Origin of the sequence: Haloferax chudinovii (assembly GCF_042663345.1) — an archaeon.
Lineage (GTDB): Archaea > Halobacteriota > Halobacteria > Halobacteriales > Haloferacaceae > Haloferax > Haloferax chudinovii.
In genome coordinates this window covers 529,879-553,637 of record NZ_JBHTAB010000002.1, presented here as the reverse complement: position 1 = coordinate 553,637, position 23,759 = coordinate 529,879, and the positions used below count along the sequence as shown (strand labels likewise).

Here is a 23,759-nt window from a genome sequence, read left to right as displayed (position 1 = left end):
CGGCGCGAAATCCGCCCGCTTGGGGGAGTTCCATGCGATAAAATACAGAAGGAGCCGCGACGGAAAGGATTATACGCCGCACGGACCCGATATGTGGGTATGAGTGTCGAGCTACCGTTCGCCCCGGTAGACGCGATCATCCGGCAGAACGCAGGTGAGTTGCGAGTGAGCGCCGGCGCCGCCGAGGCGCTCGCCCGCCGGATTCAGGACCGCGGCGCGGAACTCGCGATAGACGCCGCCGACCGGGCGACGGCGGACGGTCGCAAGACGTTGATGGCCGAGGACTTCGGCGTTCAACAGGTCGTCGACCGCGACGAACTCTCCCTCCCTATCGCCCCCATCGACCGCATCGCTCGCCTCCGAATCGACGACCGCTACCGGGTCGCGATGGACGCTCGAATCGCCCTGGCCGATATCCTCGAAGACTACGCCGTCAACGTGGCGGGCGCCGCCGTCAAACTCGCCCACCACGCCGACCGGCGGACGGTCCAATCCGAGGACATCGAGACCTACTTCTCCCTCTTCGAATAATGCAATTCGGCTACAGCGAAACGTGTCTCGACCACGATACCGGGCCGCGACACCCCGAGACGGCCGACCGACTCCGGGCCATCCGGCGCGGGCTGGCGAAGCGCCACGGCGTCGAGTACGTCGACGCCCCGCCCGCCGAGAAATCCACCGTCGCGGCCGTCCACGACGACGGCTACGTCGACGAGTTCCACGACTTCTGTTCCGACGGCGGCGGCAACTGGGACCCCGACACCGTCGCCGTCGAGGCGTCGTGGGACGCCGCGCTCACGTCCGCCGGCCTGGCGGAGTGGGCCGCCCGCGCCGCGCTCGACGGTGACGACGGCCGCGACACCCCGTTCTCGCTCGGCCGCCCGCCGGGCCACCACGCCGTCGAGGACGACGCCATGGGCTTTTGCTTCTTCAATAACGCCGCCGTCGCCGCACAGGCGGTCATCGACGACGGCCTCGCCGAGCGCGTCGCCATCTTCGACTGGGACGTCCACCACGGCAACGGCACGCAGGACATCTTCTACGACCGCGGCGACGTGTTCTACACGTCCATCCACGAGGACGGTCTCTACCCCGGCACGGGCGAGGTCGAAGAGACCGGCGAGGGCGACGGCGAGGGGTCGACCCTCAACGTCCCGCTCCACGCCGGCGCGGGCGACGCCGACTACGTCTACTCGTTCGACGAAGCTATCGCGCCCGCCGTCGAGCGGTTCGACCCCGACCTGTTCATCGTGAGCGCCGGCTTCGACGCCCACCGCCACGACCCCATCTCGCGGATGCGCGTCTCGACCGAGGGCTACGCGATGCTCACCGAGTGCGTTCAGGACCTCTGTGCGGCGACCGACGCCGCCATCGCGTTCGTCCTCGAAGGCGGCTACGGCCTCGACACGCTCTCGGAGGGCGTCGCCACCGTCCACGAGACGTTCGACGGCCGCATCGCGATGGACCCCGAGGAAGACCCCGACGACAAAAACGTCGAGCTAGTCGACGACGTGCGCGCCGCTCACGGTCTCGGCACGAAGTAGCGACCCAACTCGGCACCGAACGAGTCGGCGAGGGCGGCCACGTCGTCCCCGACGAGCACGTCGTAGCCGTCCTCGCTGAGCGTCGATTCCACGTGTTTTCCGAGCGCCACGTCGAACAGCGCGTCGCTTTCGAGGAAGTCGGTCGCCGAGGTGAACTCCCGTTCGCGCTCGACCACGTAGCGGTCGCCGTCCAAGAACGGCCCGTAGTGGTCGTCGCCGCCCTCGTACGCGTCGTAGAACCCCTCGGCGTGCCGGCGGACGTGGACGGGCGGCCCCTCGTGGCGCTCGACAGTCGGGCGCTCGTCCACCGAGAGTTCGACGAAGAGGACGGCCTCGCCGTCGCCGTCGGCGAACGTCGCGCGTCGGAACACGTCGAAGCCACGTCTATCGAGGCCGTCGGCGACGCCGGTCAGCGACTTCTTGAGCTGGGGGTAGAGCTGATCGTCCACGAGGTCCGGGCAGTCGAAGACGACGGCGACGGCCGAGGTCCCGCGGCGGGCGAGGTGGTCGCGAACGCCGTCGGGGTCGAGCGCCGGCGGGTCGGGCCGGAAGAACAACGATTCCCGCGGGTCAGAAAGCAGGTCGCGGGCGTAGTGCTGGAGTCGCGCGACGTTCTCCGCCGAGCAGACCGCGGCGACGTTCCGCTCGGGGTCGGTCGGGTCGATGACGACGAGCGGGTCGGAAAAACTCCGCGTCCCGTGGTCCTCCGGGTCGAACTCGACCTGCGGATTCCAGTCGGCGGCCGCCAGAAGCAACGGTTCGAAGCCGCCGTGTTCGACGACGAGGAGCTCGGCGAGATAGCCCGAAAAGCCCTCGGTTCGGAGGTCGCTCCCGTAGGCATCGATGCCCTTCAGGAAGCGCTTGAAGACGCGCACGTCCGCCGCGAGGTCGTCGTCGAGGCGCTCGGTCAGGTAGGCGTTGTGGAACGGCGTCCGGTCGACCGCCGAGCGGATGTCCGAGGCGGACGGCACGTCGTAACAGGGGACGAGGTCCACGTCGAAGCCGTCGTGGTCGCCTTTCACGTAGGGGTGTTCGGCGTACTCCTCGTGGCCGTCGGGGAGGACGGCGTGGCCGACTTCGAGGCCGTACGCTTCGAGTTCCTCGCGGTCGAGGTCGGCCGGGAAGCGCACGAACAGGTCGATGTCGCGGTCGCCCGAGAGCCACGTGCCGCGGGCGGTGCTGCCGACTTGGAGCGCGTCGGCGTCCACCGGCAGGTCCGCGAGGGCGTCGTGGACGCGGGATTCGAGCGCCGCCGCGGCGTCCGCGAGCGCCCGACGCTCCGCCTCGTCGGGGTCGATGCGCTCGCGGACCGCGGCGGCGACCGCGTCGAGGTCCGAGTTCGTCATGCCCGCTGGTTTCCCGCGGGCGGGCGAAAGCGTGACGGTGCTCCCGCGACCGCGTCAGGCGGTGGCATCCGCCAGCCGTCGGGTAAAAACGAAAGCCCTATCAAGAAACATCGAATACGAGAGAGTGCAGACGAAAGCCGCCGTAGCTCAGTTGGTAGAGCACCTCGCTGTTAACGAGGTTGTCCCAGGTTCGAGTCCTGGCGGTGGCGCTTTTCCCTAATCTCACGCTGACGAGCGGTTCGTCTCCGGTTCGTCGGCGACGGCTTCTGATAAGACATAAGAGGGACGACTGAAAAGAATCGACCGAGGGCCCCTAGCTCAGTCTGGTCAGAGCGCTCGGCTCATAACCGGGTGGTCATGGGTTCGAACCCCATGGGGCCCATAATAATTTTAGTCGTTTTGTTGCTGATGAAAAAGGCACACTACGGCCCCTAACGCGCCTAAATTCGCCGTTTCCGCGAAATCTCAAAACGCCCAAAAATCCCAATTCCATAAGCTCTGCTTACGGACCGGCCCGCAGTCGGGCGATAACTTTAGCCGGGGGTGTTCGATAGATGTCGCGGGCTCGTCGAGAGACGAACCTGTGGCGGTACGTCCGCTACGTCTGCGGCAGTTGCAAAGCGTGGTGTCTCGTCGACCACGCTGAGCGCGCCGCGAAGATGCGCGAGTGCAAGGACTGCGCGCGCATTCCCGCCATCGAGGACGAGATTCGGGACCACCGACTCACCTCGCTGTTGTGGGCACACCAACTGGCCGCAGAAACCACCGCAAGGACCGGAACAGCGGAGGGCGGGTCCCAGTCCGCCCGGAGCGGCCGGAAGCAGGGGCTTGCCCCTGACCCGGAAGCCGGTCCGCATGAGGCCGGCGGCCGCCGGCCGAAAACGAGCGGCGGTAAGGCCCAGTGCCGTCTGAGCGATTTCATCCGCACAGACGGGGGTTCGCGTGAGTAACGCGGGCACCCGCGCCCCCGGTGGTCACGACTCACCAGCCGCGCGTGCGGTCTCCCGGAGAGACGAATGAGCGTCGGAAAACGCTCATCGTCCGAAATTGCCGACGTGTGGGGTTCTCGCCTCCGCCTAGACCGATGTAAAGATACCTACCTCGTGGACTATCTGGGCGACCTCGGCCTGCTGGCCTACGGGTACGACCCGGCAGACCCGGACGACGACCTCGAACTTCGCGGGCGCGACCGCGACCGCGTACGGCTGGTAAAACGCATCTCGACCTCGCCAGAGGGGATTTACCTGCCGACGCTCGTCTCCGAGTGCGTCAAGGGTCAGTACATCGGGCAGTGCGAGCGGTTCGACGGGAGCGACCCGGACTACCAGTTCGTCTACCGGTTCTTGAACGACCTCGACGGGCACGACCCCCAACTCATCGAAAAACGCCAGTCTGACGGCATGACGATGGTCACCCCGACAATTTGCCTACTTGACTTGATATCAGAAGGCATTACTCAAACAACCAGGGAACGCGACGACCTGCTGTACGACCGGCATTTCTGCGAAAACTACCTGAGAACCGCGAATGAGGTCGATGACTGGGGTCGGGACCTGCTGGAAGACTCTTTACATCGGTACCTGAAGCGTATCGAGAACTACCAACTGCTGTTCGACGTCCACTTCTGCGGGCGACGTGGTGGCGACACCACCCGCCGGATGACGAAAGAGTACAACACCCGCTTCAACTCCCAAGGGCGACTGAGAAAGACGTGGGCGCGCTACAACAGCGCGCTCGAACACGCCTACGAGAAGTACGACAACGCTGTCTTGATGACGCTGACGACGGACCCCGGCACGTTCGACGACCCGACTCGACCCGACCCGCGCTCGCTGTACGACGGCATCTCGTCGATAAACCCGAACTTCAATCGGCTCCTTTCGTACTTCGATTCGGACCCGTCGACGAAAGACGACACCAGGAAGGACGGCGTTCCCAGCTGGTCACCGGCGCTCAACGGCAAGGTGACCGGGCGACCTCGCTACCGGCCACCGTACCTGAAAGCCCTGGAGTTCACCGAGAAAGGCTACGCGCACCTGCACGTCCTGATGTTCGACGTGCCGACCCGCGAGAGCGACGGGATGCCGTTCCTGATAGACAAAGCGGAGCTTGAACGGAAGTGGAAGGACTACGGTCAGGGCCAAATCGTCGACCTCTACCCGCTCGTGTTTCGGGACGATCTCGATGAAGTCGGGAACTTCGGCACCAAAACGCTCGTCGACGACGACGGCGACCAGTTCGAAGTACCGGTCTCGAAAGGATTCGTGGACTGGTACCGCTACGGCGACCACGACCACAGCGAGGAGTGGATAGCGAAGAATGCGCGGTCTCACGACCTCATCGAGTTCTACGACGACGAGAGCGGAGAGGACAGCGACGAACAGATGCAAAGCCGAACGGCTGGCGCGTACCTCGGAAAGTACCTCTCGGCCACCTTCGGGTCCCTGCTCGAGGCCTCCGAGTCGTTCGAGGACGCGAAAGAATCGGATTCGTACGCGGACAAGGCGGCGACGTGGAAACTCGGCCTCTACTGGGCGACCGGTAGGCGATTCTGGTCCATCTCACGAGACATCGAGAAAGCGATAGAGAGACCCGAACATCTGCAAGACCCGGACGTTCGGCACGCTGTTCGGGAGCTCTCTATCGACTCTCTACAGCTCGCGTGCGATGGCGCGACAGTCGAAGAACTCGACCTCGACGACGTAGTGACACCAGGCGTCGAATCGACGCTCCCGGAGAGTGCCGATTTCTACTGCCACATCGACTACCTGGGTTGCTACGCCTACTGGGATATGCCGACGGCCGACGCGACGGCTACGAATCTTGAACACGTCGAAGATTATGTTGCGTCGGGAGGACAGCCCGAATACCCCGATGTTGGCGGCGAGAAACCCCCGCCGGTCGCCGACGTGTGGGGATGAGGTAGGTTCCTACCTTACCCGGTGATTCCACTTTCACACGGCTGGTAGGTACGACTAGTACCAACTATCGGAATGTCTAGTTGTAATGGCGTCTGAACCAATGTCGTTCGACGACTTCGAAGAAACGCAAGTCGAAGACGACTACGACGACGGAGTAGAGGAAATCAAGTTCGAAGTGGACCAGCCGGTCATCGGCGTTATCGTCGACATTGACCACGACGTGGGACCGAACGAAAACGACGTGATTCACCTCGCGCGCGGCGGCGACCTCGGCGACCGGGTGAAGTTCTGGTCGAACGGCCAGATTCGCCGGACCATCGACAAGAAGGGCCTCGGCAACGGGAGCTGGCTCGCGGTCAAGAAGACCGCCGAGACGCGGACGTACGAAATCGAGCACGACGACGGCTCGACCGAGGAGCGTGAGTACCACGTCTTCGACGTGAGGGGCGAGTAATGGCGTCGCGCTACTCGCAGGGCCTCGGTGGCCTCGCGTCGGACTACGCGATGCTTCGGACCATCCCGGCGCTCCTGTCGGTCGTGTTCGTTGCAACGGGCCTGTACGCCTTCGGCGGCATCTCCGACATCACCATCACGTGGCTGTCGAACTACACGCTGACGAGCGAGCACGCGACGCTCGGCGGGATTCTCGTGTACGCTGTGGCGTTCATGTCGAGCGAGACGAAATCGCTCGAACACTACGAGTACTGGGAGATGGCGTTCATCGTGGCGTCGCCTGCTGTCATCCTCGGGTGGCAGTACGTGACCGAAATCAAGGACCTCCTGCTCGGACTGGGCGACCCGCTGGGCGCGCAAGTCGCGTTCCTGATTACGGTCGTCGGCTGGGCGGTCGCCGTGAGGTAACCAGCCCATGACCCTTCCTTTCGGCCTCACCAGACTGGAAGCGACTGCGACGCTCGGCTACCTCGCCGCGTGTCTCGGTGCAACCGCGTTCATCATCACCGGAGGTCTCTGATGGCGCGTGTGCATCCGCGGCGCTTCCTCGTCGTTCTGCTGTCCGTGCTGATAGTGACTGCTGGCGCGGCTGGTCCGGCGTCGGCGGCGCTCGGGTTCCAAGACTGCGATATCTCCGATTCAGCGATATCGGCGTTCATCAACAGTCTGATTAACCCGAACGGCGACGAGTGTCGGTTTAACCCGACCGACTCGACGCAATCCCTCGACGGAACGCAGGATAAAGTCGAACTTTATTCTGCGGCGTCAGCTGAGAAGACGTCGCTCGCCTCGTACAACACGGCGATGGACAACTACCTGAACGACACTGAGTCCGTCGCGTGGATGAAAGCGCAGGTAGCGGTCGCTGAAGCGTATGAGGACGGCAAGACGAAAGAGCAGGCCCGTATCGACGCGAAGCAGGCGATTGCTGACTACTACGCTATCAAGCAGAAGAACGACCTCGCGCGGTGGAATGCGTCGTTGACGGCGACGACGACCATTGAAAATCGCTCTGAAAGCGACCCGATTAACGACTCTGCGTTTGTCACTCGAGATGAGCGTGTTTGGGACGTTGCTACGAATTGGCAATACTCGAAGACGTACGAGGGCGTTGACACGACCTCGGTGAGTCTTGTCAATGGCTCGTCTGCTGATGCTCTCGGGTTTAACTTCACGTTCCGAGAGGGGTACCAAGGTTACGACCGTACTCACCATTACTACGTGACTGCGGCGCGTCACCAGTGGAATCCGAACGGTGCCCTCTACTTCGAAGTGAGTGGCTGGACTATCCAGCCGCCTAACGAGAATTACGAGTCCAGCAAGTTCGTTAAATACCAGTCGTTTGCGGACCGCTGGTCGCGTTACGAGACGAAGAACGACGACCTCCAAGCCGAGGCGGGTAACTTCGTGAATGCGACCTACGACGACTTCGCGGCTGGAAACATCAACTCATCCGACGTGATTAGCGCGAACACGGCGATGTTCGAATACGGTACCCAGTCGGGTTCTGATTCGGACTCGCTGTACGACTCGACGGCGGCGCTCGCTCTGATGGGCTTCGATGTGCCGGATATGCAGTCGTCCGGGCTGATGAACGTCACCGACCAGTCTGGAACAACGAATATCACGTATCAGGGCCTCGTGCTGGCTCGTTCCGCGCCGAATGGGTCGTGGTCGGTCAACACGACTTACAACGCCTCGACCATCGACGGCCCGGTGTTCATCGCGACCGCGACCGGCGAGAAGGTCGACCTCGACGGGAACTTCACCATCACCGAGATAACTGCCCGCGACGGGTCTTCGGTGCAGTCGCAGAACACGACGACGTACGTGTACAAGACTGCCAACACGAGTGAGTTCGTCAACATGACGAACGAACTCGAAGCCCTTCGCCAAGATATCGAGGAACGGGAGCAGTCAAGTGGCGGCTCTGGTGGCTCCGGTGGCCTCAACTCGCAGGCGCTCGGGATTGCGCTTCTCGTGGGTGCTGGTGCTGTACTGCTCATCCAGCGGGAGGGCAACGAGTAGGATGTTCGTCTTTCTACTGAAGCGACTCCCAATCGGAACCATCGCTGGCGTGGTCATCATCGCTGGTGCCCTGCAACTCCTCGGTGTCGACCTCATCGGCATGGGTTCGGACCTCCTGCTCGACCTGCTCGGCGTGCCCGATTGGTCGGGTGACTGGTTCGGGTCGCTGTTGTAACGCTCGCTCACTTCCTGCCCCACCCCTTCGTATGACTCGAATACACACCATCATACTCGTCAGTTGTATCGCTCTGCTGTTCGCCGTTCCCGGCACAGTCGCCGCCCAAGAGACCGCGACCGCGTCTGCTCCGACAGAGACGACGACAGCCGCGGCTCCGACCACGGCTTCGGAGTCGTCGAACGAGACGGCGTACTTCGGCGATGTGGCCGGCGACCGTGCGGTTCGAATCGTCTCCGCCGAGTACCGCGACGGGACCGCCGTGCTCGTGCTCGAATCGGACCTGCCGCGGACGGTCACGGTGACCGCGCCGACCGGCTCGAGCTCGGCCGGTGCCGCGGCCGGGAATCTGGTTAACCGACCGATTCCGCCCGGACGGACGACGATTCGAATCGACTCCCCGGAACCGCGGGTGACTATCGTCACGTCGTACTCCATCGAGAACGGCCAATACACGGAACTCCGGTTCGAGGACGGCTCGGCGCTCATCGCCGGGCCGTTCACCGGAACGGACGTTCGAGACGCGGCTATCGGCGGCGCGCTCGGCACGTCGTTCGGTGCGCTCCTGATAATCGTCCGGCGGCGCTTCGGCCTCCATCGAGGCATGGAGCGTGTCGCATGAGCGACGACGCCGAAAGCTCAGCTGAGGCTCAGCGGGAAACCCCGGACGAACCAGAAATGGGCGCGGCCTCGACGACGGTCGCGCCGGACCGCGACGCGGGTCGGCTCGTTACGGCGTTCGTGTGGGTGATGCGCTACGGCGTTCACCTCGCTGTCGCTGGCTCGCTGTTGCTCGTCGGCCTCGTGCTCGTCTTCGACGTGCGCGTGCCGCGCTCGCTCCAAATCATCGGCCTGACGGCTGGCCTCTCGGCGCTCATCGCCGGGCGCTGGGTCGGCGGACAGGCCGTCGACCTGATGGGCGGTCCGCAGATGATGTGGCTCGTCGACGTCGACCTGCTCGACCGCGACGGCGCGGGTGTCTACACCTGCCCGACGCCGCGGTGGTCCGAGTGGACAGTCGTCGATGGACAACTCTGGTGGGCCACGCCGAACCTCGCGTTCGGCCGCGGCGTCGACCTCGACGCGCGGGAAGTCGCCGGGACGTGGGTCGGCTCACTGCCGGACCCGGTGCTGGCGCGGGCGCTCGAATACCTCCGGTACAATCGGAAACAGCTGGAACCGAAGGCTCGGAAGGGCGAATCGCTCGAAATCAACTCCTTCGCTATCGTCCGAGCGGCGGCGGTCAAGACCGTGAAACACGTCGTGCGGACGTTCGAGAAAGGCGCGCTCCCGGACGACGGCGAGGCGCTTCACTCGGAGATTGATAGCGTGCTCGAAGACTTCGACCTCGACGGCTCGGATTCCATCTTCGACGAGGACCCGACCGAGTGGGCACCAGGTGACGGCGACCCTGCACCGGACCCGCTGGCCGACCTCGACCAGCGACGGAAGCAACACGCGGCCAACGGTGAAGCAGAATGAAACTCGAACTCGAACTCTCGACGCGCGAACAGTACATAATCGCCCTCTCGCTGTCGGTCGGCATCGTCGCGGGCCTGTGGTTCGGTATCCTGATGATACCGCCGCGAGCGCTCGACGTGCCGATGCGCTTCTTCGACGACGGCGCGGTGGCGGCGTCGTACTACCCGGTGACGAACATGCACGTGTTCGTCTCGGCGGCCCTGCCGCTGGCGACGGCGTACTTCGTGCGGAACCACGCGCGGGACGACGACTCGGACGAACTCACACCTGACCGCTCCGACGGTGACGGAGACGGGCGCGACTGCGCTCACGACCTCGACGGCAGTTCGACCCGCGAGTTCGGCCCGCATCCCCTCGACGGAGGTGACTCCGCGTGACCGACTCGGACACTTCCGCGAAGTGCATGTACTGCGGCTGGTCGGTGACTCCTCGAAACCCCACGGCGAAGGGGCACCTCTGCCGGCGTTGTCTCCACGACATTCAGGTGGGTGACCGGCTGTGACCGACGAACGACTGCTGACGGCGGCGAAGTTGTACGAGCAGGTTCGCGGGCGCATCGACGGCGACCACAGACTGCTCGACCACGCGGGCCTGCCGGTCTCGCAGGGCGACCACGCGAACCTGTCGTTCCTGAACTCGCTCGACCTCACCGACGACGACGAACTGGCCGACTCGTTCGCCGAGACCTCGCTCGGTCAGCTCGTCGATTCGTCGCTTCGGACCCAAGCCGCGACCCGCGCGGTGCAGTCGTCGCACGCGACCGCGCTTTCGTACCTCGTCGGCGTCACCCAGCAGGACCTCGACGCCAGTTCGCTGACGCTCCCGCTTCGGCTCGTCGACGAACTCGAAAACGGCGGTGGTCTCACGACGATCACCGGCGCGGGGAACCCGAACACTGGAAAGACGAACACGATGTTCCTCTTGAACGGCGACCTCGCGCGGGCGCACTTCGGCGATGACCTGCTGGTCATCTCGAACGTGGGGACGTGGGACGGCGCGGACATCGTGGTGCGGTCGATGTACAACCTGATGGACGTACTGCTGACCCACCGCGAACGGCCGAAGACCGTCACTATCGACGAAGGCTCGACGCACTTCGACGCCCGGACGTTCAGCCGGGAAGTGGCGTCCCAGTGGACGCCCGCGATTAAGCGGTTCTCGAAGCTTGGCGTCGAATCGGTCGGCGTGGTGAGCCACACCGGGAAAGACGTTCACCCGGAACAGAAACGGCTCTCGACGCTGTCGTTCTACAAAGAAGCGCAGGACGAAGTGACGTTCTACCGCGACTGGGACGCCGATTCAGACTCGCCCGATGGTGAGCTGTTCGGCGGCTCGCTCGTGAACCTCGAACCGACGTTAGAGAAATACGACCCGGACGACGCCGCGCCGTGGGCGTGGAACCTGCCGAGTGATTTGTTTCAGGAGCAGTTCGAAAACTGGACGGAGTTTCATGACCTCCTGCAACGCGCTGACTCTGTGGAGAAACGCTGAGAAAGATATAATTTCTCATACGAAATCTCTGTATGTAGTGTACCGCTATACCCCGGACGAAATCGACTACGAACGCGCCAACCACCAAGCGAAAGTTCAGGACCGAAAGAACCTCGACGTGAAGCGAATCGGAAATCTTGGAGAACTCGCGTTCGAACAGTTCTGCCGCGAATACCTTCCTGTCGAGCTGTGGGAGTGGAAGAACGAAGAAGCGATGCGGCGATGCAACCCTGAAAGTTTCTCGTCGTACGACTTCGAAGTGTTCGGCTACGAGGTCGATGTGAAGACCTCGCGCGACGTGTCGGCTTTCCTCCCCGAAACTCTCCTCGACAACGACCCGGATGACGACATCATCGTGATGGTCTGGCACCGGGACAAGGAGGACAGTCTCATCATGCTCGGCTGGGAGCGCACCGAGACGCTGAAATCGAAAGCGGCCTCGCAGGAGACGTATTCCGGCGAAGAACCTGAGAAACTGGATCACCTCGCGGCCCGGCCGATGAACGAACTCATCGACCTCGGACCGAACACAGCGTACATGAACCAGAAGCCGGAGAATCCGTTCTCCCCCGGCGACCGAGTAAAAAAGAAAGGCGACAAGGACGCCTCAGTTGCGATTGTCGTTGAAGTTCTGCCACCGGAACAGAACACCGGCGCGTACGGTGTGGAGATGGAAGGCGAAGCGGTCAGCGTTGCGTTCCCGTCCAGCCTCGACGACGGTCCGGGGAACTGGGAAACGATTCATCCGGCCCTGTATGCGTCGTACTGCTACGACCAGAATATCAGGCTCTACACGTACAAGCACTCGAATCTCGAATTCGCCGACGAAGACTGACGTTTCAACCCACCCATCCACCCGCCCCCTTTACGGGTAAGGGTGGTGGGTGCTTACTCCTCGTCGTCAAGCGCGGACGCGTCAAAATCGCCAGAAAGGTACTTGCTTCCTCGGTCTGCGATTTCGTAGTACCCTCGCTCGACGCGCGTGACAAAGCCCTGCTCAACGAGAACAGATAGCCGCCTGTTGACCTCTGATCGGGTCTTGTCGATGTTCTTCGCAATGACTGCCGGGGAGAGAATCATCTCAGATGTATCGAGAGCTTCCAAGATTCTCTCGTCGATGGGCATCTGCATCCATTCTCCCGGCTTGCGCATACTAATTGCTCAGAATCAAGCTTCTTACACTTGCCTATGTGAGTGAATAATTAGATTAATTGATGCTGTGAACTACACTGATTAGTGAGAATATTTTTGTACCCATACCGTGAGGTCATGATCAACGGAAGCTACACGAGACGCTGACTGGTGTTCAGTCGCGTCAGAAGCGGACCCGGTGCAAGGACACCGGCCCGCGGTGGCTCCCGTAACCGAGGTACGGAAGCATGTTTGCCTACACGACTCGGGCTATTGAAGCCCCACGACCGACGGCTGTTGATAGACTGACAGGAAGTAGTATCACTTTCGCTCAAACGTACACTTTCACTCCGGGGTCATGGCTCAGTACTTTACCTAGCCCTCTCGAATGGATTACCCGGCTGACGGTCCCCTTCGAGGGCGCTCACCCTACCAAAGTTAGCACCCCCGACCCGGACCGCGGCCTCACAATGGAAGCCATGATTCAGTTACCACACCGCGGTTGTAAGCGTAGCGAATGGGCCGGAAGTGAATCCGGTTCGGAGGTGATTCGATGAGCGACGAGCTCGACCCGATTACCCCCGAGTCGGCGATGTCGTACTACCTCGACGCTCGTCGATACGACCTCTCAGACGACACGATTCAGTCCCATCGGTACCGGCTGAAATCGTTCGTCCGCTGGCTCCAGTCGCCGGACCACGGGTCGGGCGAAGTGATGAACATGAACGACGTGGACCTGCGGACGGTTCACGCCTACCGCGTGTTCAAGCGCGAGGAGAATTTCGAGGGCGACGACCCGTGCGCCGCGGTGACGATGAAGGGGCAGGTCTCGACGCTTCGGACGTTCCTGAGCTTTATCGCTGACATCGACGCCGTCTCGGAGGACCTCGCCGAGCGCATTCGGATTCCCCGGATTGACGACGGGGATGGAGTGTCGGATGCTGTGCTCGAGGCCGAGCGTGCGCGCACGATTCTCGATTACCTCAATCGCTGGGAGTACGCGACCGTCGAACACGTCGCGCTGTTGCTTCTCTGGAGAACGTCGTGCCGACTCGGCGGACTGCGGGCGCTCGACGTGTCCGATTTCGACCGAGAGGACAACGCGCTGTGTTTCCGGCACCGACCGGAAACCGGGACTGGCCTGAAGAACGGGTCGCACGGTGAACGCGACGTGTCGCTGAAGCCGCGCGTTGCGAAGGTCGTCGAGGAGTACATCGACGGCCCGCACCGCGACCGGGTGACGGACGAACACGGTCGGGCTCCGCTGATTACGACGACCCACGGCCGGCCGTCGACGACGACGATTCGGATGTGGTGCTACAAGTGGACGCGACCGTGCGCGATTGGCGAGGGATGCCCGGATAACCGGGTTATCGAGGAGTGCGACGCGACGTACATCGAGCACGCGAGTAAGTGTCCGTTCTCGGTTTCGTCGCACCCGTTCCGTGCTGGCTCGATTACTGCGTATCGTGATGCCGGTACTCCTCGGGAGGTGCTGTCGGACCGAGGAGACGTGAGCGAGACGGTTCTGGAGAAGCACTACGACCGTGCTTCGTCTCGCCAGCGCATGCGCCGCCGTCAAGACTTCATTCCGGACGACCTATAAGAATGTTTAGGTACACGTTTCCGGGCTACGTCTGCCGGTCGAGCGACCGATATATCAAAACCCATGGGGCCCATACGGTCCCGTTACGACTCCGAGCCGTTTACAGCGGACGACACGGCTTTCTCCCCCGATTTCGGACTGCACACCGCGTCGTGAGAGGTGCACGCTCTCCGTATGTCAGTGGTGCGTCGCCGTCGGCCGCAACACCCAAGAAAAGATAACTGGGATAACTGGTTAGCACACTCCTCATGCTGTTTTGTCGCGTATATACGGGCATGTTTGAACACAACGATTCTACAGACATCACCGAGACGGTATTCGGTGCGTCTCCGCACATCGGGTCGGCCATCTAACGGCGGCGAACAGTGGCCTCGGCTTCGAGGCGACGAGGGGTCTCGCCGAGCGGGGCGCGGAGGGGATGTTCTACGCCGCACCCGACCCGAACTGACGCGACTGCCGTTCTCACAGTTTCCATCTCGTTTCCCGCCCACGCCACGCTTCCAACTGCTCAGCGTTCGTCGTTGATGGCGACGACGAGCCACACAGCGGGAAACGGTGATTGCGTCCTGGACGCGATAACTGGCTTTCACGGGCGTCTACCCCCGGGATTCAGATGAGTAGCTCCATCTGAGAATTTTTACTATTATCCCGAGTAAATGAATATCAATCGTTAAGTATGATGGGTTCGATATTTTTTATGCATGTCACGCGATAGCCAGTCTGATGATAGTCGACTCAGTCGGCGTCAGTACGTCGCCGGCGCGGGAGCGCTCGCGACGATGGGGCTCGCCGGCTGTTCCGGCGGCGGCGGTTCCGGCGACGGTTCCGGGGGCGGCGACGGCGGTACTACTGAAGCGGGTGGCGACGGCGGTACTACTGAAGCGGGTGGCGACGGCGGTGACGGCGGTAGTAGCGCCCCGGTCGAGGTGCTCCACGGCTGGACCGGCGGCGACGGCGCCGCGGCGGCCGACGCGCTCGAAGAGGCGTTCAACGAGGCCTATCCCGACGTCGGCCTCGACATGAGCCCCATCGGCGGCGGCGGGAATCAGAACCTCGACGCGGTCGTGGCGAACCGACTCCAGAGCGACGACCCGCCGGGTTCGTTCGCCAACTGGCCGGGCCCGAACCTCCTCCGCTACGAGGGCGTCCTCGGAAGCGTCGACGACGTCTGGGAGGAGAACAACTTCGAGGAAGTGATGATCGACGAGGCGGTCGAATTCCACCAGCAGGGCGGTAGCTACCGGGCCGTCCCGCTGGGTTCCCACCGCTTGAACTGCCTGTTCTACAACGTCTCGGTCGTCGACGAGGCCGGCATCGACGTCGAGTCTCTGAACAGCCCCTCGGCGCTCATCGACGCGTTCGAGACGGTGCAAAGCGAGACCGACGCGGTTCCGATGACCCACGCGATGTCCGGCACGTGGACGACGACACAGCTGTGGGGTGCCGTGATGCTCGGCGTGAACGGCTACCAGCCGTACATGGACTTCCTCAACGGTGAGGGCTCCGAGAGCGCGGTTCGTTCGGCCTTCGAGACGACCGCCGAGATGCTCGAAAACTACATCTCCGACGACGCGGCCTCGCTCAACCTCACCTCGTCGAACCAGAACATCATCAACGGCAACGCCGCGTTCATCCACCAGGGTAACTGGGCGGCCGGCGCGTTCCGGAACGCCGAGAACTTCGACTACAACGACGACTGGGGCTTCAAGACGTTCCCCGGCACGGAGGGGATGTACACGCTCCACATGGACTCGTTCCTCTACCCGGCGGACAACCCGACGCCGGAGGCGTCGAAGACCTGGTCGGCGTTCGTCGGCAGTCCCGAGGCGCAGATCGCGTTCAACCAGTACAAGGGCTCGATCCCGACGCGGACCGACGTGGACATGGAGGAGTTCGGACCGTACCTCCAGGAGACCGCCGAGGACTTCGCCAACGCGGAGTACCGTCCGCCGAATCTCCAGCACGGACTCGGTGTCCCCTCCGAGACGATGACGGCGCTCAACGAAGTCATCTCCTCGGAGTTCACCGGGCCGTACAACGTCGATGCCGCGACGCAGGGGTTCCTGGACGCGGTCTCGAACTGAACCCCGAGAAATGTCAGATTTTTATCAACGAGTGCGCCGTGCGATCAACCTCAGCGCTGGCGACGACCAGCGGGTCGACGACGGTGACGAAGCCGGGCGCGACACGGTCCGTACCGACGGTGGCGTCGTGAGCGAGGACTCCCGGAATTCGGGGGCCGAATCGGGCGTCTTGGGCCGTCTCGCCGCGGGGATAGACGGTCGGCTCGGGAGCGACTTCCTCGAATCGTCGATCTTCTGGGTCCCGCCGTTCCTGCTGATGGGGCTTTTCGTCTACGGCGCGGTCATCTGGAACTTCCTCATCTCGCTGACCGATTACCAGCGGTTCGCGAACGCGCCGGACTACTCGAACCTCGACTTCGAGATGTACACGCGGGCGCTCGCGGACTCGGGGTTCGTCGACGCCGCGGTCAACACGTTCATCCTACTCGTCGCGTTCACCGCAGGGACGCTCGCGGTCGGCCTCATACTGGCGATTCTGATCGACCGCGGAATCCGGTTCGAGAACTCGTTCCGGACGATCTATCTACTGCCGATGAGCCTCTCGTTCGTCGTGACGGCTCAGTTCTGGCTGTGGATTTACAACTTCAACAACGGGATTGCCAACCGCGTCATCGGCGTCTTCGGGCTCGGCCCGATTAGCTGGCTCGGCGATCAGACCATCGTCCTCTGGGCGATTATCTTCGCGCTGATGTGGCAGTTCTCCGGCTACGCGATGGTCGTGTACCTCGCGGGGCTCCGCGCGATTCCGGACGAACACTACGAGGCGGCGAAAGTCGACGGCGCGTCGACGGTGAAGATGTACTGGCGGGTCATCATCCCGCAGTTGAAAGGAGCGACGATAAGCGCCGCCGTCGTGCTGATGGTGTTCGGCATGAAGGCGTTCGACTTCCTCTACTCGCTGGTCGGCGGCTACCGGCCGCCGAACGGCGCCGACATCCTGGCGACGAAGATGGTCCGCGAGGCGTATGCGAACCTCAATTGGGCGTACGGCGCGGCGATCGCAATCGTTCTGTTCGCGATGGCGCTCGGCGTCATCGGCCCGTACCTCGTCTACGAATACCGGAGGAACAACCTATGAAAGACGACACGCTTCGAACGGACGGCGGAACGGCGACGATCACGAACCGGCTACGCCGGAACGTCGAGCAGATGACGATAGCGGACGCCGGTCTGTACGTCGTCCTGCTGTTGGCGGCGGGGTTTTACCTCGTCCCAATCGAGTCCGGGTTGGTCACGTCGATCAAGACCGGGACCGCAATCGTCGAGACGGCACCGTTCGCCCCGCCCGGACCGTCCGGGTTCACGCTGGAGAAGTGGCAGGCGGCGGTCGAGGCCCTCCTGCGAGGGATGGGCAACAGCATGCTGTACGCCGTGCCCGCGACGGTCATCTCGGCGTTCGTCGGGAGCATCACGGCGTACGGGCTGACGATTCCCGACTGGAAGCAGTCGTACAAGGCGCTGGTGCTGGCGCTCATCATCGCGGGCATCTTCATCCCGTACCAGGCCGTGTTGGTGCCGCTGACGCAGTTCTGGTCGCAGTGGGCTCAGCTCACGGACCTGCTTTCGTTCGTCTGGGCGCTCGGTATTCCCGACGACTACGTCGGCATCGTCGAGCTCGTGGTGACTCACGTCGCCTACGGGATTCCGATCTGTACACTGCTGTTCCGGACGTACTACAAGACGATGAGCGAAGAGATGATCGAGTCCGCCCGCCTCGACGGGGCGACGCTCCGCCGGGTGTACCGGCGCATCGTCTTCCCGCTTTCGGGGCCGATGTTCGCCGTGGTCCTCATCTATCAGTTCACCCAGATATGGAACGACCTCCTGTTCACGCTGGTGCTCGTCTCGACGGAGTCGAGTCCCGCGGCCCCCGTCGTGTTGATTCTCGCCGGACTCGGCACCTCGATGGAGGGACAGGACTTCGCGCTCCGGATGGCCGGGGCGTTCTTCGCGGCGCTCCCGACGCTCGCGGTGTACATCTTCTTCGGCGACGAGTTCGCCGAGGGGGTGGCCGCGTGACGGGTCGTCACGGTGACGTGGCCGCCGTCGAGGCCGACTCGAACGGCGACCGCGGCCGCCGGAGACGCTCGCCGCGGCGCGGAACCGACAGCTCACTAACGATACCTACTCAGAGATATGGCAACGCTTGAACTCGATTCGATAACGAAGACGTTCCGGGACGGCGACGACGAAATCGTCGCTGTCGACGACATCTCGATGTCGATTGACGACGGGGAGTTCCTCGTCGTCGTCGGCCCGTCGGGCTGTGGCAAGTCGACGACGCTCCGGATGATCGCGGGCCTGGAGACGATTACGTCGGGAACGATTTCGCTCGGCGGCCGCGTCATCAACGACGTGGCCTCCCAGGACCGCGACATCGCGATGGTGTTTCAGTCGTACGCGCTGTACCCGCACATGTCCGTCCGCCAGAACATGTCGTTCGGTCTGGAGGAGTCGACGGACCTCCCGGACGACGAGATCGGTCGGATGGTCTCGGAGACGGCCGACCTGCTCGACATCCCGAGCCTGTTGGACCGGAAGCCGAGCGATCTCTCGGGCGGCCAGCAACAGCGCGTCGCGCTCGGCCGCGCCATCGTGCGCGACCCCGAGGTGTTCCTGATGGACGAGCCGCTTTCGAACCTCGACGCGAAGCTCCGCGCGCAGATGCGGACTGAGCTCCAGCGGCTTCAGGACGACCTCGGCGTCACGACGGTCTACGTCACCCACGACCAGACGGAGGCGATGACGATGGGCGACCGCATCGCCATCCTCGACGGCGGCGAACTCCAGCAGGTAGCGACGCCGCTGGAGTGTTACCACGAGCCCGCAAACCAGTTCGTCGCGAGCTTCCTCGGCGAGCCGTCGATGAACTTCTTCGACGTGACGCTCGAAGGCGACCGCCTGGTCGGTGAGGCCTTCGAGTACCCGGTCGGCGCGGAGATACGCGACGACGTCGGCGACGTGACCGACCTCGTCCTCGGGATTCGACCCGAGTCCGTCGAACTCGTCGAGACCGGGGGCGGCGACCACGACTTGGAGATGACGGTCGACGTCGTCGAACCGATGGGCGACGAGAACACGCTGTACCTGCATTTCGACCCCGACGCGGACCCCGAGGGCGCGGCGACGCTGGTTGCGACCACGGACGGTCTCACACGCATCAGTTCGGGCGAGACGGTCGTCGCGCGGATTCCCGAGGACGCGATTCACCTCTTCGACCGGAACACGGGGACGTCGCTCCACAACCGGTCGATGGACGAAGCCGCACAGCAGATCGACCTCGGCTGACCGAATCGGAGCTTCTTTTCCCGTCGTTCGACCGCACGCCGCTTCTCACCAGTGGTGGGTTCGGTCGACGCCGTCGGCGATGAGCGCCGCGGCGGCGACGTGGGCGTACGCGCACCACCCGAGCGCCAGGAGGGCGGCGACGCTCCGCGTAATCGTCGCCGCGAGCGCGCTCCACGAGAGGACGACGAGGACGGCCGCGCCCACCCACGCGAGGAAGTACGTCGCCGAGACCGACCCGCGAAGGGCGTCTCGTCGAAGTCCGGCGCGGAGTCCCTCGCGGACGCTCACGGCGGCCGCGACTGGCAAGAGATACGCGCAGACGACCGTGACGAGTAGCGCGACGGTCGCGAGCATCGCCGTCGTCACGCCGGTCAGTACGGCCGGAACCGTACCGGTCGCGGTCACGTAGGCGACGGCAACGACGGTGACCGCGGCCGGAAGGAGGTAGACGGCGGCGATACCGAGCAGTCGCCCGGCGAACCCGAGCGTCTCGGCCGTCGCCAGTGAGGGAAAGCCGTCGCCGGCGAGCACGCCGCCGACGAGACCGAAGAAGGCAACGAGCGGAACGACGCCGAGCGCCGCCGGTGCCAGAAACGTGAGGTCGGGCCAGAGTCGCGCGGCAAGGCGGAGGAGCGTCCCCCCGAAAAGGAGTGCGACGAGGCACGTCGCGGTGCCGTCCACTCGCGTACGGTCCGCAAACGGGTACCGGAGGGCGTCGGCGAACACGTCACGCTCCCCGCATGCGGTCGGTGACGCCGCGCGTCGGCGAGTCGTCGGCCGCGCTAGACACTGGTCGGAACACGGCTATTCGCTGGACGGCACCGCGCAAAAGGGTGTTGGTCGAACGACCGAACTGTCGCGGATACGGTGGGGCGCACGGTGGTTCGCGGCCGGCTCGGACTCGAAGGAATTGGGTCTCCGTTCGCGCCGACTACGCCGCACGAGACGGCGACTGGCCGGACGAAAAAATAGTATAACGGATATGATGTATGATCCGAATCGAACGCTATCTCTCGCTCGACCGCTCGACCCCATGCACCCAGTTCACACGCTTCACTCGCTATTTTTGAAGCGATTAACCGATTTTGACAAACGAGGTTTTAGGCGACACGAAAAATTGTTTGTTCTCGGATAAGTATTAAGTGGTGCCAGTCCCAACTACTAGTCGAGATGAGCACACAGAAGTCAGTCCTGAAGGAAGCAGGCAGTGTCGGCGACAACCCGGTTCGACTCGACACCGAGAAGGCCGAACAGATAATCGAAGCGCTGAACACCGACCTCGCGGACGCGTACGTCCTCTATCACCAACTCCACAAGCACCACTGGAACGTCGAGGGTGCGGAACACCTCCGCCTCCACGAGTTCCTTCAGGAGGCCTACGAGGACGTCGAGGAGGCCGCGGACGAAATCGCAGAGCGCCTCCAGTCCATCGGCGGTGTCCCCCACGCCAGCATGCCCGCACTGAGCGAGGCCGCGACGGTCGAACCCGAAGACGAAGACGTCTACGACATCCGCACGTCGCTGGAGAACGACCTCGAACTGTACGGCGACATCATCGAGAGCTACCGCGAGCACATCGAACTCGCCGCGGGTCTCGGCGACCACGCGACGGCGCACATGCTCCGCGAGCAACTCATCGAAATCGAAGAACACGCCCACGTCATCGACCACTACCTCGAAGACGACACGCTCGTTCAGTAAGCGTCGTCGCCGACGCGTCGGCGGACTGGGTCCCCGCTCCCACGACCGGTTTCTCGCGGAACTCCTTCGGACGCGTAGCGACCGTACTCGCCGCGCTCACATCCCGAACACACCCTTCGAACGGGACGGGACCGAGTGTAGTCGGTCGTTACCGAGTGACGTCGATAGTCACGTCGCTCGAAATCCAGCCGTCGCTGTTGCCCGACTCCATGAACACCGACTTCCCCGGTCCGCCCTTACAGACGGATATCTCGGGGGAGTCGGGTCGGTCGGGTTCCGACGCGGATTCAGCGTTCGACTGCGTACCTGCGGCCATTGCGAGTCTTTAGGGATACCTAAAACAAAAAGGGTACGGTTCTGACTCGGCGTAGTCATACAATCGTTGACAGATAACACGTTATGCGGCGGTCCTGCTCGACTCGTTCACTCCGCGGGCGTGTCGGGCGACGACTGCGACCTCGTCTCGGTGCTCCCGTTGGTCTCGTCGCGGTCGGCTCCCCCGCGGAGCAGTGTCGCCGCGAGGCGCTCGGCGACCGTCCGGCTGACGTTTCCGACGAGTTGCATCGCCTCGTCTTCGTGGTCGTCGAGGCCGAGCACGTCTCGGCAGAACCGCGAGAGGGTCCGGTAGGTGTCGTAGAGGTCCGCGGCCGCGTCGCGACCCTCCGCCGTGAGCGTCGCGCCCTCGTACGGCTCGTAGTCCACGAGTCCCTTGGCGTCGAGGTTCTGGAGGCGCTCCGTCGCCGCCGGCGGCGAGCGGTCGAGCGCGTCGGCGACGTAGCCCGGCGAAATCGGCGTCTCCTCGTCGTCCTCTCGCTCGGCGATGTACAGCGCGAGGAGGTACTGCGGCGCGCCGATCATACGCGGCGGACGAGGTGGTCGCGGACGGCCCGCTGACAGTCCGCACAGACGCCGTCCACGCGGGTCGCGGCCGCCAAGACCGGGTAGTCGGTCGCGCGGTCCTCGTAGAGATACGCCGCGAGCAGTCGGTGGTCGACTTCGACCGCCGCGGTGTGGTGGGTCGCCCCGGTGAGACGCCGCTGTCGCTCGCGGACCAGTCGGTCGCACGCCTCGCGGTGGTCAGCCAGCGCCTCGTGACGCCGCCGGAGGGCGTCGAACCCCAGTCCCGAAAGCGGCGTCTCGTCCGCCCGCACCAGCCAGTCTTCGCACTCGTCGAGCACGGCGAGCGCCGCTCGGAGCGACCGCTCCTCGCCGTCGAGCGCCCGACGCATCCCGTCGAGGCCGCGTTTCCGGTCCGTCGCCGCCGACACGACCGCTTCCTTGACCGCCGGCGTGAACCGGCCTCCCGTGTCAGAATCGAGCGCCGCCGCGACCTCCGGCCCGAACTCCTCGCGAATCGTCACCGAGAGCGGTTCGGACTCGTCCCCGTCGGCGACGCTGTGGGCGCGTATCGTCTCCGCGAACAGTTCGCGGACGCGTCGCCGTCCCCCGCCGGCGGCGTCTCGCCGGGTCGCCGCCGGCATCGACGCCGTCCCGCACGCGGTCGCTCGGACGGTCCCCTCCGGCGGGCGCGCCGACTGTGCGGCGAGCTTTCGCACGCGCCGCTCGAACCGCTCGATGGCCCGCCGCTTCGCCAGCACCTGCTCGCGCTCGCGCTCGACGCGGCCCAGCGCGTCTCGGACGCTCGCGGTCTCGTCACCAACCACGTCCCCGTCCCCGTCTCTGTCTCCGTCTGTCAGGTGCGCCCGACCCGGTGGTCTCGACGCCGAGGCAATCGCGCATGTTTACCACGCACCCGCGGCGGTTCCGCCGCCGCACGCGAGCGCGCCGCGTCGGTTCGGTCCCGACGACCGTTGGGACTCCTTGTCGGCCATATTGTTTAGGCCAGCCTAAAACAACATAGTGTCTTCGGTCTTTAGGCTATCCTAACGGGTGGTCGCACAGTGGGGTCCGGGGCACCGGTCGCGTCGATACGGACGTCTCGCGGTGGTGCAGTCGGGGCCGGACGCCGGCGGTCGGGCGGTCACTCCTCGGTCGCGTTCGGGTGGGTTCCCTTCGGGACGCCCCAGCCGAGTTCGGTGAACGACGCCACGCAGACCGCCGCGACGACGACGTGCATCACCATCAGCACGACCACGCCCGGCACCGTCGCGCCGGGGTCGACGTAGAGGAGTCCGATGTCGGGGATGAACGACGCCACGAGCACCGCGGCGGCGACCCTGACGAACGTCCGGTCCGCGTCGGCGACGCGGGCCGCGAAAAGCCCGTAGACGAGCGTCGCCGCGACCGCGCCGACGGCCGAAAAGAGCACGACCGGCGGGTACGAAAGCGGCGCGAACGGCTCGACGAGCCCCGTTTCGAGGACGAGCGTCAACAGGAGCGCGTTCGCGACGGTTGCGACCGCGGCGGTCGCCAGCCCGCGACGCGTGAGGTCCGTCCACGTCGGGCGGGCCGCGGGTGTTATGGTCGCCATGTGAAAACATACCATGGCTCGGGTGAAGAATCTACGCGTCTTCGGCGGCCCGTGACGGTCGGCAAGTCCGACGCGTGG

At 64.0% G+C, this 23,759-nt stretch carries 26 protein-coding genes and 2 tRNA genes; 21 read left to right on the top strand and 7 right to left on the bottom strand.

The window, feature by feature from the left end:
• Window positions 1-99 precede the first annotated feature (99 nt).
• On the top strand, window positions 100-531 hold the full coding sequence (locus tag ACFQI8_RS07045) for a histone (protein ID WP_004970449.1): 432 nt from the start codon (window positions 100-102) through the stop codon (window positions 529-531).
• Window positions 531-1,544, top strand: coding sequence for a histone deacetylase family protein (locus tag ACFQI8_RS07040; protein ID WP_390243655.1), 1,014 nt, complete (start codon window positions 531-533; stop codon window positions 1,542-1,544). Before ACFQI8_RS07045 ends, ACFQI8_RS07040 begins: the two co-directional genes overlap by 1 nt.
• Here ACFQI8_RS07040 and cca read toward each other — a convergent pair.
• Window positions 1,523-2,890 carry a CCA tRNA nucleotidyltransferase gene (gene cca / locus ACFQI8_RS07035; RefSeq protein WP_390243654.1) on the bottom strand — a complete coding sequence of 456 codons (1,368 nt, stop codon included), beginning with the start codon at window positions 2,888-2,890 and terminating at the stop codon, window positions 1,523-1,525. The genes ACFQI8_RS07040 and cca overlap by 22 nt on opposite strands.
• Window positions 2,891-3,026: 136 nt before the next feature.
• Between cca and ACFQI8_RS07030 the strand changes: the two genes are divergently transcribed.
• The 13 genes from ACFQI8_RS07030 (at window position 3,027) to ACFQI8_RS06970 (ending at window position 12,275) form a co-directional block, all read left to right on the top strand.
• A tRNA-Asn gene (locus ACFQI8_RS07030) sits at window positions 3,027-3,099 on the top strand.
• A 98-nt stretch (window positions 3,100-3,197) separates the two neighbouring features.
• Window positions 3,198-3,272 (top strand) — tRNA-Ile (locus tag ACFQI8_RS07025).
• A gap of 172 nt (window positions 3,273-3,444) precedes the next feature.
• Complete coding sequence (locus ACFQI8_RS07020; protein WP_390243653.1) at window positions 3,445-3,840, top strand: hypothetical protein; 396 nt, start codon at window positions 3,445-3,447, stop codon at window positions 3,838-3,840.
• A gap of 153 nt (window positions 3,841-3,993) precedes the next feature.
• Window positions 3,994-5,811, top strand: a complete 1,818-nt coding sequence (locus ACFQI8_RS07015; protein ID WP_390243652.1) for a DUF8148 domain-containing protein — start codon at window positions 3,994-3,996, stop codon at window positions 5,809-5,811.
• Between the two features lie 85 nt (window positions 5,812-5,896).
• Window positions 5,897-6,265, top strand: a complete 369-nt coding sequence (locus ACFQI8_RS07010) for a hypothetical protein (protein ID WP_390243651.1) — start codon at window positions 5,897-5,899, stop codon at window positions 6,263-6,265.
• Window positions 6,265-6,672 (top strand): hypothetical protein, encoded by a 408-nt coding sequence (locus ACFQI8_RS07005; RefSeq protein ID WP_390243650.1) that lies wholly within the window; start codon window positions 6,265-6,267, stop codon window positions 6,670-6,672. The genes ACFQI8_RS07010 and ACFQI8_RS07005 overlap by 1 nt, the downstream gene beginning before the upstream one ends.
• Window positions 6,673-6,783: 111 nt before the next feature.
• Complete coding sequence (locus ACFQI8_RS07000; RefSeq protein WP_390243649.1) at window positions 6,784-8,292, top strand: hypothetical protein; 1,509 nt, start codon at window positions 6,784-6,786, stop codon at window positions 8,290-8,292.
• A 1-nt stretch (window position 8,293) separates the two neighbouring features.
• Window positions 8,294-8,467, top strand: a complete 174-nt coding sequence (locus ACFQI8_RS06995) for a hypothetical protein (protein ID WP_390243648.1) — start codon at window positions 8,294-8,296, stop codon at window positions 8,465-8,467.
• Window positions 8,468-8,498: 31 nt separating this feature from the next.
• The gene (locus ACFQI8_RS06990) at window positions 8,499-9,089 is read left to right on the top strand and encodes a hypothetical protein (protein WP_390243647.1); all 591 of its coding nucleotides are present in this window, start codon (window positions 8,499-8,501) and stop codon (window positions 9,087-9,089) included.
• Window positions 9,086-9,949, top strand: coding sequence for a DUF8125 domain-containing protein (locus tag ACFQI8_RS06985; protein ID WP_390243646.1), 864 nt, complete (start codon window positions 9,086-9,088; stop codon window positions 9,947-9,949). Before ACFQI8_RS06990 ends, ACFQI8_RS06985 begins: the two co-directional genes overlap by 4 nt.
• On the top strand, window positions 9,946-10,326 hold the full coding sequence (locus tag ACFQI8_RS06980; RefSeq protein ID WP_390243645.1) for a hypothetical protein: 381 nt from the start codon (window positions 9,946-9,948) through the stop codon (window positions 10,324-10,326). Before ACFQI8_RS06985 ends, ACFQI8_RS06980 begins: the two co-directional genes overlap by 4 nt.
• A gap of 121 nt (window positions 10,327-10,447) precedes the next feature.
• On the top strand, window positions 10,448-11,440 hold the full coding sequence (locus ACFQI8_RS06975) for a hypothetical protein (RefSeq protein ID WP_390243644.1): 993 nt from the start codon (window positions 10,448-10,450) through the stop codon (window positions 11,438-11,440).
• The gene (locus tag ACFQI8_RS06970) at window positions 11,400-12,275 is read left to right on the top strand and encodes a DUF7961 domain-containing protein (protein ID WP_390243643.1); all 876 of its coding nucleotides are present in this window, start codon (window positions 11,400-11,402) and stop codon (window positions 12,273-12,275) included. The genes ACFQI8_RS06975 and ACFQI8_RS06970 overlap by 41 nt, the downstream gene beginning before the upstream one ends.
• Before the next feature lie 53 nt (window positions 12,276-12,328).
• Here ACFQI8_RS06970 and ACFQI8_RS06965 read toward each other — a convergent pair whose 3' ends face one another.
• Window positions 12,329-12,592 (bottom strand): winged helix-turn-helix domain-containing protein, encoded by a 264-nt coding sequence (locus tag ACFQI8_RS06965; RefSeq protein ID WP_390243642.1) that lies wholly within the window; start codon window positions 12,590-12,592, stop codon window positions 12,329-12,331.
• A gap of 532 nt (window positions 12,593-13,124) precedes the next feature.
• Between ACFQI8_RS06965 and ACFQI8_RS06960 the strand changes: the two genes are divergently transcribed.
• The 5 genes from ACFQI8_RS06960 (at window position 13,125) to ACFQI8_RS06940 (ending at window position 19,549) form a co-directional block, all read left to right on the top strand.
• Entirely contained in the window at window positions 13,125-14,177 is a 1,053-nt protein-coding gene (locus ACFQI8_RS06960; protein WP_390243641.1) for a tyrosine-type recombinase/integrase, read from the top strand.
• A gap of 926 nt (window positions 14,178-15,103) precedes the next feature.
• Window positions 15,104-16,261 carry an ABC transporter substrate-binding protein gene (locus ACFQI8_RS06955; protein WP_390243760.1) on the top strand — a complete coding sequence of 386 codons (1,158 nt, stop codon included), beginning with the start codon at window positions 15,104-15,106 and terminating at the stop codon, window positions 16,259-16,261.
• Window positions 16,262-16,271: 10 nt separating this feature from the next.
• Window positions 16,272-17,339 carry a carbohydrate ABC transporter permease gene (locus ACFQI8_RS06950; protein WP_390243640.1) on the top strand — a complete coding sequence of 356 codons (1,068 nt, stop codon included), beginning with the start codon at window positions 16,272-16,274 and terminating at the stop codon, window positions 17,337-17,339.
• Window positions 17,336-18,280: a carbohydrate ABC transporter permease gene (locus tag ACFQI8_RS06945; RefSeq protein ID WP_390243639.1), complete on the top strand. Its 945-nt coding sequence runs from the start codon at window positions 17,336-17,338 to the stop codon at window positions 18,278-18,280. Before ACFQI8_RS06950 ends, ACFQI8_RS06945 begins: the two co-directional genes overlap by 4 nt.
• A gap of 117 nt (window positions 18,281-18,397) precedes the next feature.
• A complete protein-coding gene (locus tag ACFQI8_RS06940) occupies window positions 18,398-19,549 on the top strand; it encodes an ABC transporter ATP-binding protein (protein WP_390243638.1) in 1,152 nt (383 codons plus the stop codon).
• Between the two features lie 45 nt (window positions 19,550-19,594).
• On the opposite strand, the gene ACFQI8_RS06935 is transcribed toward ACFQI8_RS06940, so the two are convergent.
• Window positions 19,595-20,275: a hypothetical protein gene (locus ACFQI8_RS06935; RefSeq protein ID WP_390243637.1), complete on the bottom strand. Its 681-nt coding sequence runs from the start codon at window positions 20,273-20,275 to the stop codon at window positions 19,595-19,597.
• 444 nt (window positions 20,276-20,719) lie between these two features.
• On the opposite strand from ACFQI8_RS06935, the gene dpsA reads away from it, so the two are divergent.
• On the top strand, window positions 20,720-21,250 hold the full coding sequence (dpsA, locus tag ACFQI8_RS06930; protein ID WP_390243636.1) for a DNA starvation/stationary phase protection protein DpsA: 531 nt from the start codon (window positions 20,720-20,722) through the stop codon (window positions 21,248-21,250).
• Between the two features lie 148 nt (window positions 21,251-21,398).
• Here the strand turns inward: dpsA and ACFQI8_RS06925 are convergent, their stop codons facing one another.
• From ACFQI8_RS06925 to ACFQI8_RS06910, 4 genes are all read right to left on the bottom strand, one after another.
• On the bottom strand, window positions 21,399-21,566 hold the full coding sequence (locus tag ACFQI8_RS06925; protein ID WP_390243635.1) for a hypothetical protein: 168 nt from the start codon (window positions 21,564-21,566) through the stop codon (window positions 21,399-21,401).
• Window positions 21,567-21,673: 107 nt separating this feature from the next.
• Window positions 21,674-22,108: a metal-dependent transcriptional regulator gene (locus ACFQI8_RS06920; protein WP_390243634.1), complete on the bottom strand. Its 435-nt coding sequence runs from the start codon at window positions 22,106-22,108 to the stop codon at window positions 21,674-21,676.
• Window positions 22,105-22,914 carry a DUF7260 family protein gene (locus tag ACFQI8_RS06915; protein WP_390243633.1) on the bottom strand — a complete coding sequence of 270 codons (810 nt, stop codon included), beginning with the start codon at window positions 22,912-22,914 and terminating at the stop codon, window positions 22,105-22,107. Before ACFQI8_RS06915 ends, ACFQI8_RS06920 begins: the two co-directional genes overlap by 4 nt.
• A 317-nt stretch (window positions 22,915-23,231) precedes the next feature.
• Entirely contained in the window at window positions 23,232-23,681 is a 450-nt protein-coding gene (locus tag ACFQI8_RS06910; protein ID WP_390243632.1) for a DUF6069 family protein, read from the bottom strand.
• Window positions 23,682-23,759 lie beyond the last annotated feature (78 nt).

Coding starts and splice junctions, on each gene's coding strand:
- ACFQI8_RS07005 (WP_390243650.1), top strand. CDS start 6,265: ATGGCGTCGCGCTACTCGCAGGGCCTCGGTGGCCTCGCGTCGGACTAC.
- ACFQI8_RS07010 (WP_390243651.1), top strand. CDS start 5,897: ATGGCGTCTGAACCAATGTCGTTCGACGACTTCGAAGAAACGCAAGTC.
- ACFQI8_RS07000 (WP_390243649.1), top strand. CDS start 6,784: ATGGCGCGTGTGCATCCGCGGCGCTTCCTCGTCGTTCTGCTGTCCGTG.
- ACFQI8_RS06985 (WP_390243646.1), top strand. CDS start 9,086: ATGAGCGACGACGCCGAAAGCTCAGCTGAGGCTCAGCGGGAAACCCCG.
- ACFQI8_RS06950 (WP_390243640.1), top strand. CDS start 16,272: ATGTCAGATTTTTATCAACGAGTGCGCCGTGCGATCAACCTCAGCGCT.
- ACFQI8_RS07040 (WP_390243655.1), top strand. CDS start 531: ATGCAATTCGGCTACAGCGAAACGTGTCTCGACCACGATACCGGGCCG.
- cca (WP_390243654.1), bottom strand. CDS start 2,890: ATGACGAACTCGGACCTCGACGCGGTCGCCGCCGCGGTCCGCGAGCGC.
- ACFQI8_RS06960 (WP_390243641.1), top strand. CDS start 13,125: ATGAGCGACGAGCTCGACCCGATTACCCCCGAGTCGGCGATGTCGTAC.
- ACFQI8_RS06920 (WP_390243634.1), bottom strand. CDS start 22,108: ATGATCGGCGCGCCGCAGTACCTCCTCGCGCTGTACATCGCCGAGCGA.
- ACFQI8_RS06945 (WP_390243639.1), top strand. CDS start 17,336: ATGAAAGACGACACGCTTCGAACGGACGGCGGAACGGCGACGATCACG.
- dpsA (WP_390243636.1), top strand. CDS start 20,720: ATGAGCACACAGAAGTCAGTCCTGAAGGAAGCAGGCAGTGTCGGCGAC.
- ACFQI8_RS06925 (WP_390243635.1), bottom strand. CDS start 21,566: ATGGCCGCAGGTACGCAGTCGAACGCTGAATCCGCGTCGGAACCCGAC.
- ACFQI8_RS07045 (WP_004970449.1), top strand. CDS start 100: ATGAGTGTCGAGCTACCGTTCGCCCCGGTAGACGCGATCATCCGGCAG.
- ACFQI8_RS06970 (WP_390243643.1), top strand. CDS start 11,400: ATGACCTCCTGCAACGCGCTGACTCTGTGGAGAAACGCTGAGAAAGAT.
- ACFQI8_RS06910 (WP_390243632.1), bottom strand. CDS start 23,681: ATGGCGACCATAACACCCGCGGCCCGCCCGACGTGGACGGACCTCACG.
- ACFQI8_RS06980 (WP_390243645.1), top strand. CDS start 9,946: ATGAAACTCGAACTCGAACTCTCGACGCGCGAACAGTACATAATCGCC.
- ACFQI8_RS06990 (WP_390243647.1), top strand. CDS start 8,499: ATGACTCGAATACACACCATCATACTCGTCAGTTGTATCGCTCTGCTG.
- ACFQI8_RS06965 (WP_390243642.1), bottom strand. CDS start 12,592: ATGCGCAAGCCGGGAGAATGGATGCAGATGCCCATCGACGAGAGAATC.
- ACFQI8_RS06995 (WP_390243648.1), top strand. CDS start 8,294: ATGTTCGTCTTTCTACTGAAGCGACTCCCAATCGGAACCATCGCTGGC.
- ACFQI8_RS07020 (WP_390243653.1), top strand. CDS start 3,445: ATGTCGCGGGCTCGTCGAGAGACGAACCTGTGGCGGTACGTCCGCTAC.
- ACFQI8_RS06940 (WP_390243638.1), top strand. CDS start 18,398: ATGGCAACGCTTGAACTCGATTCGATAACGAAGACGTTCCGGGACGGC.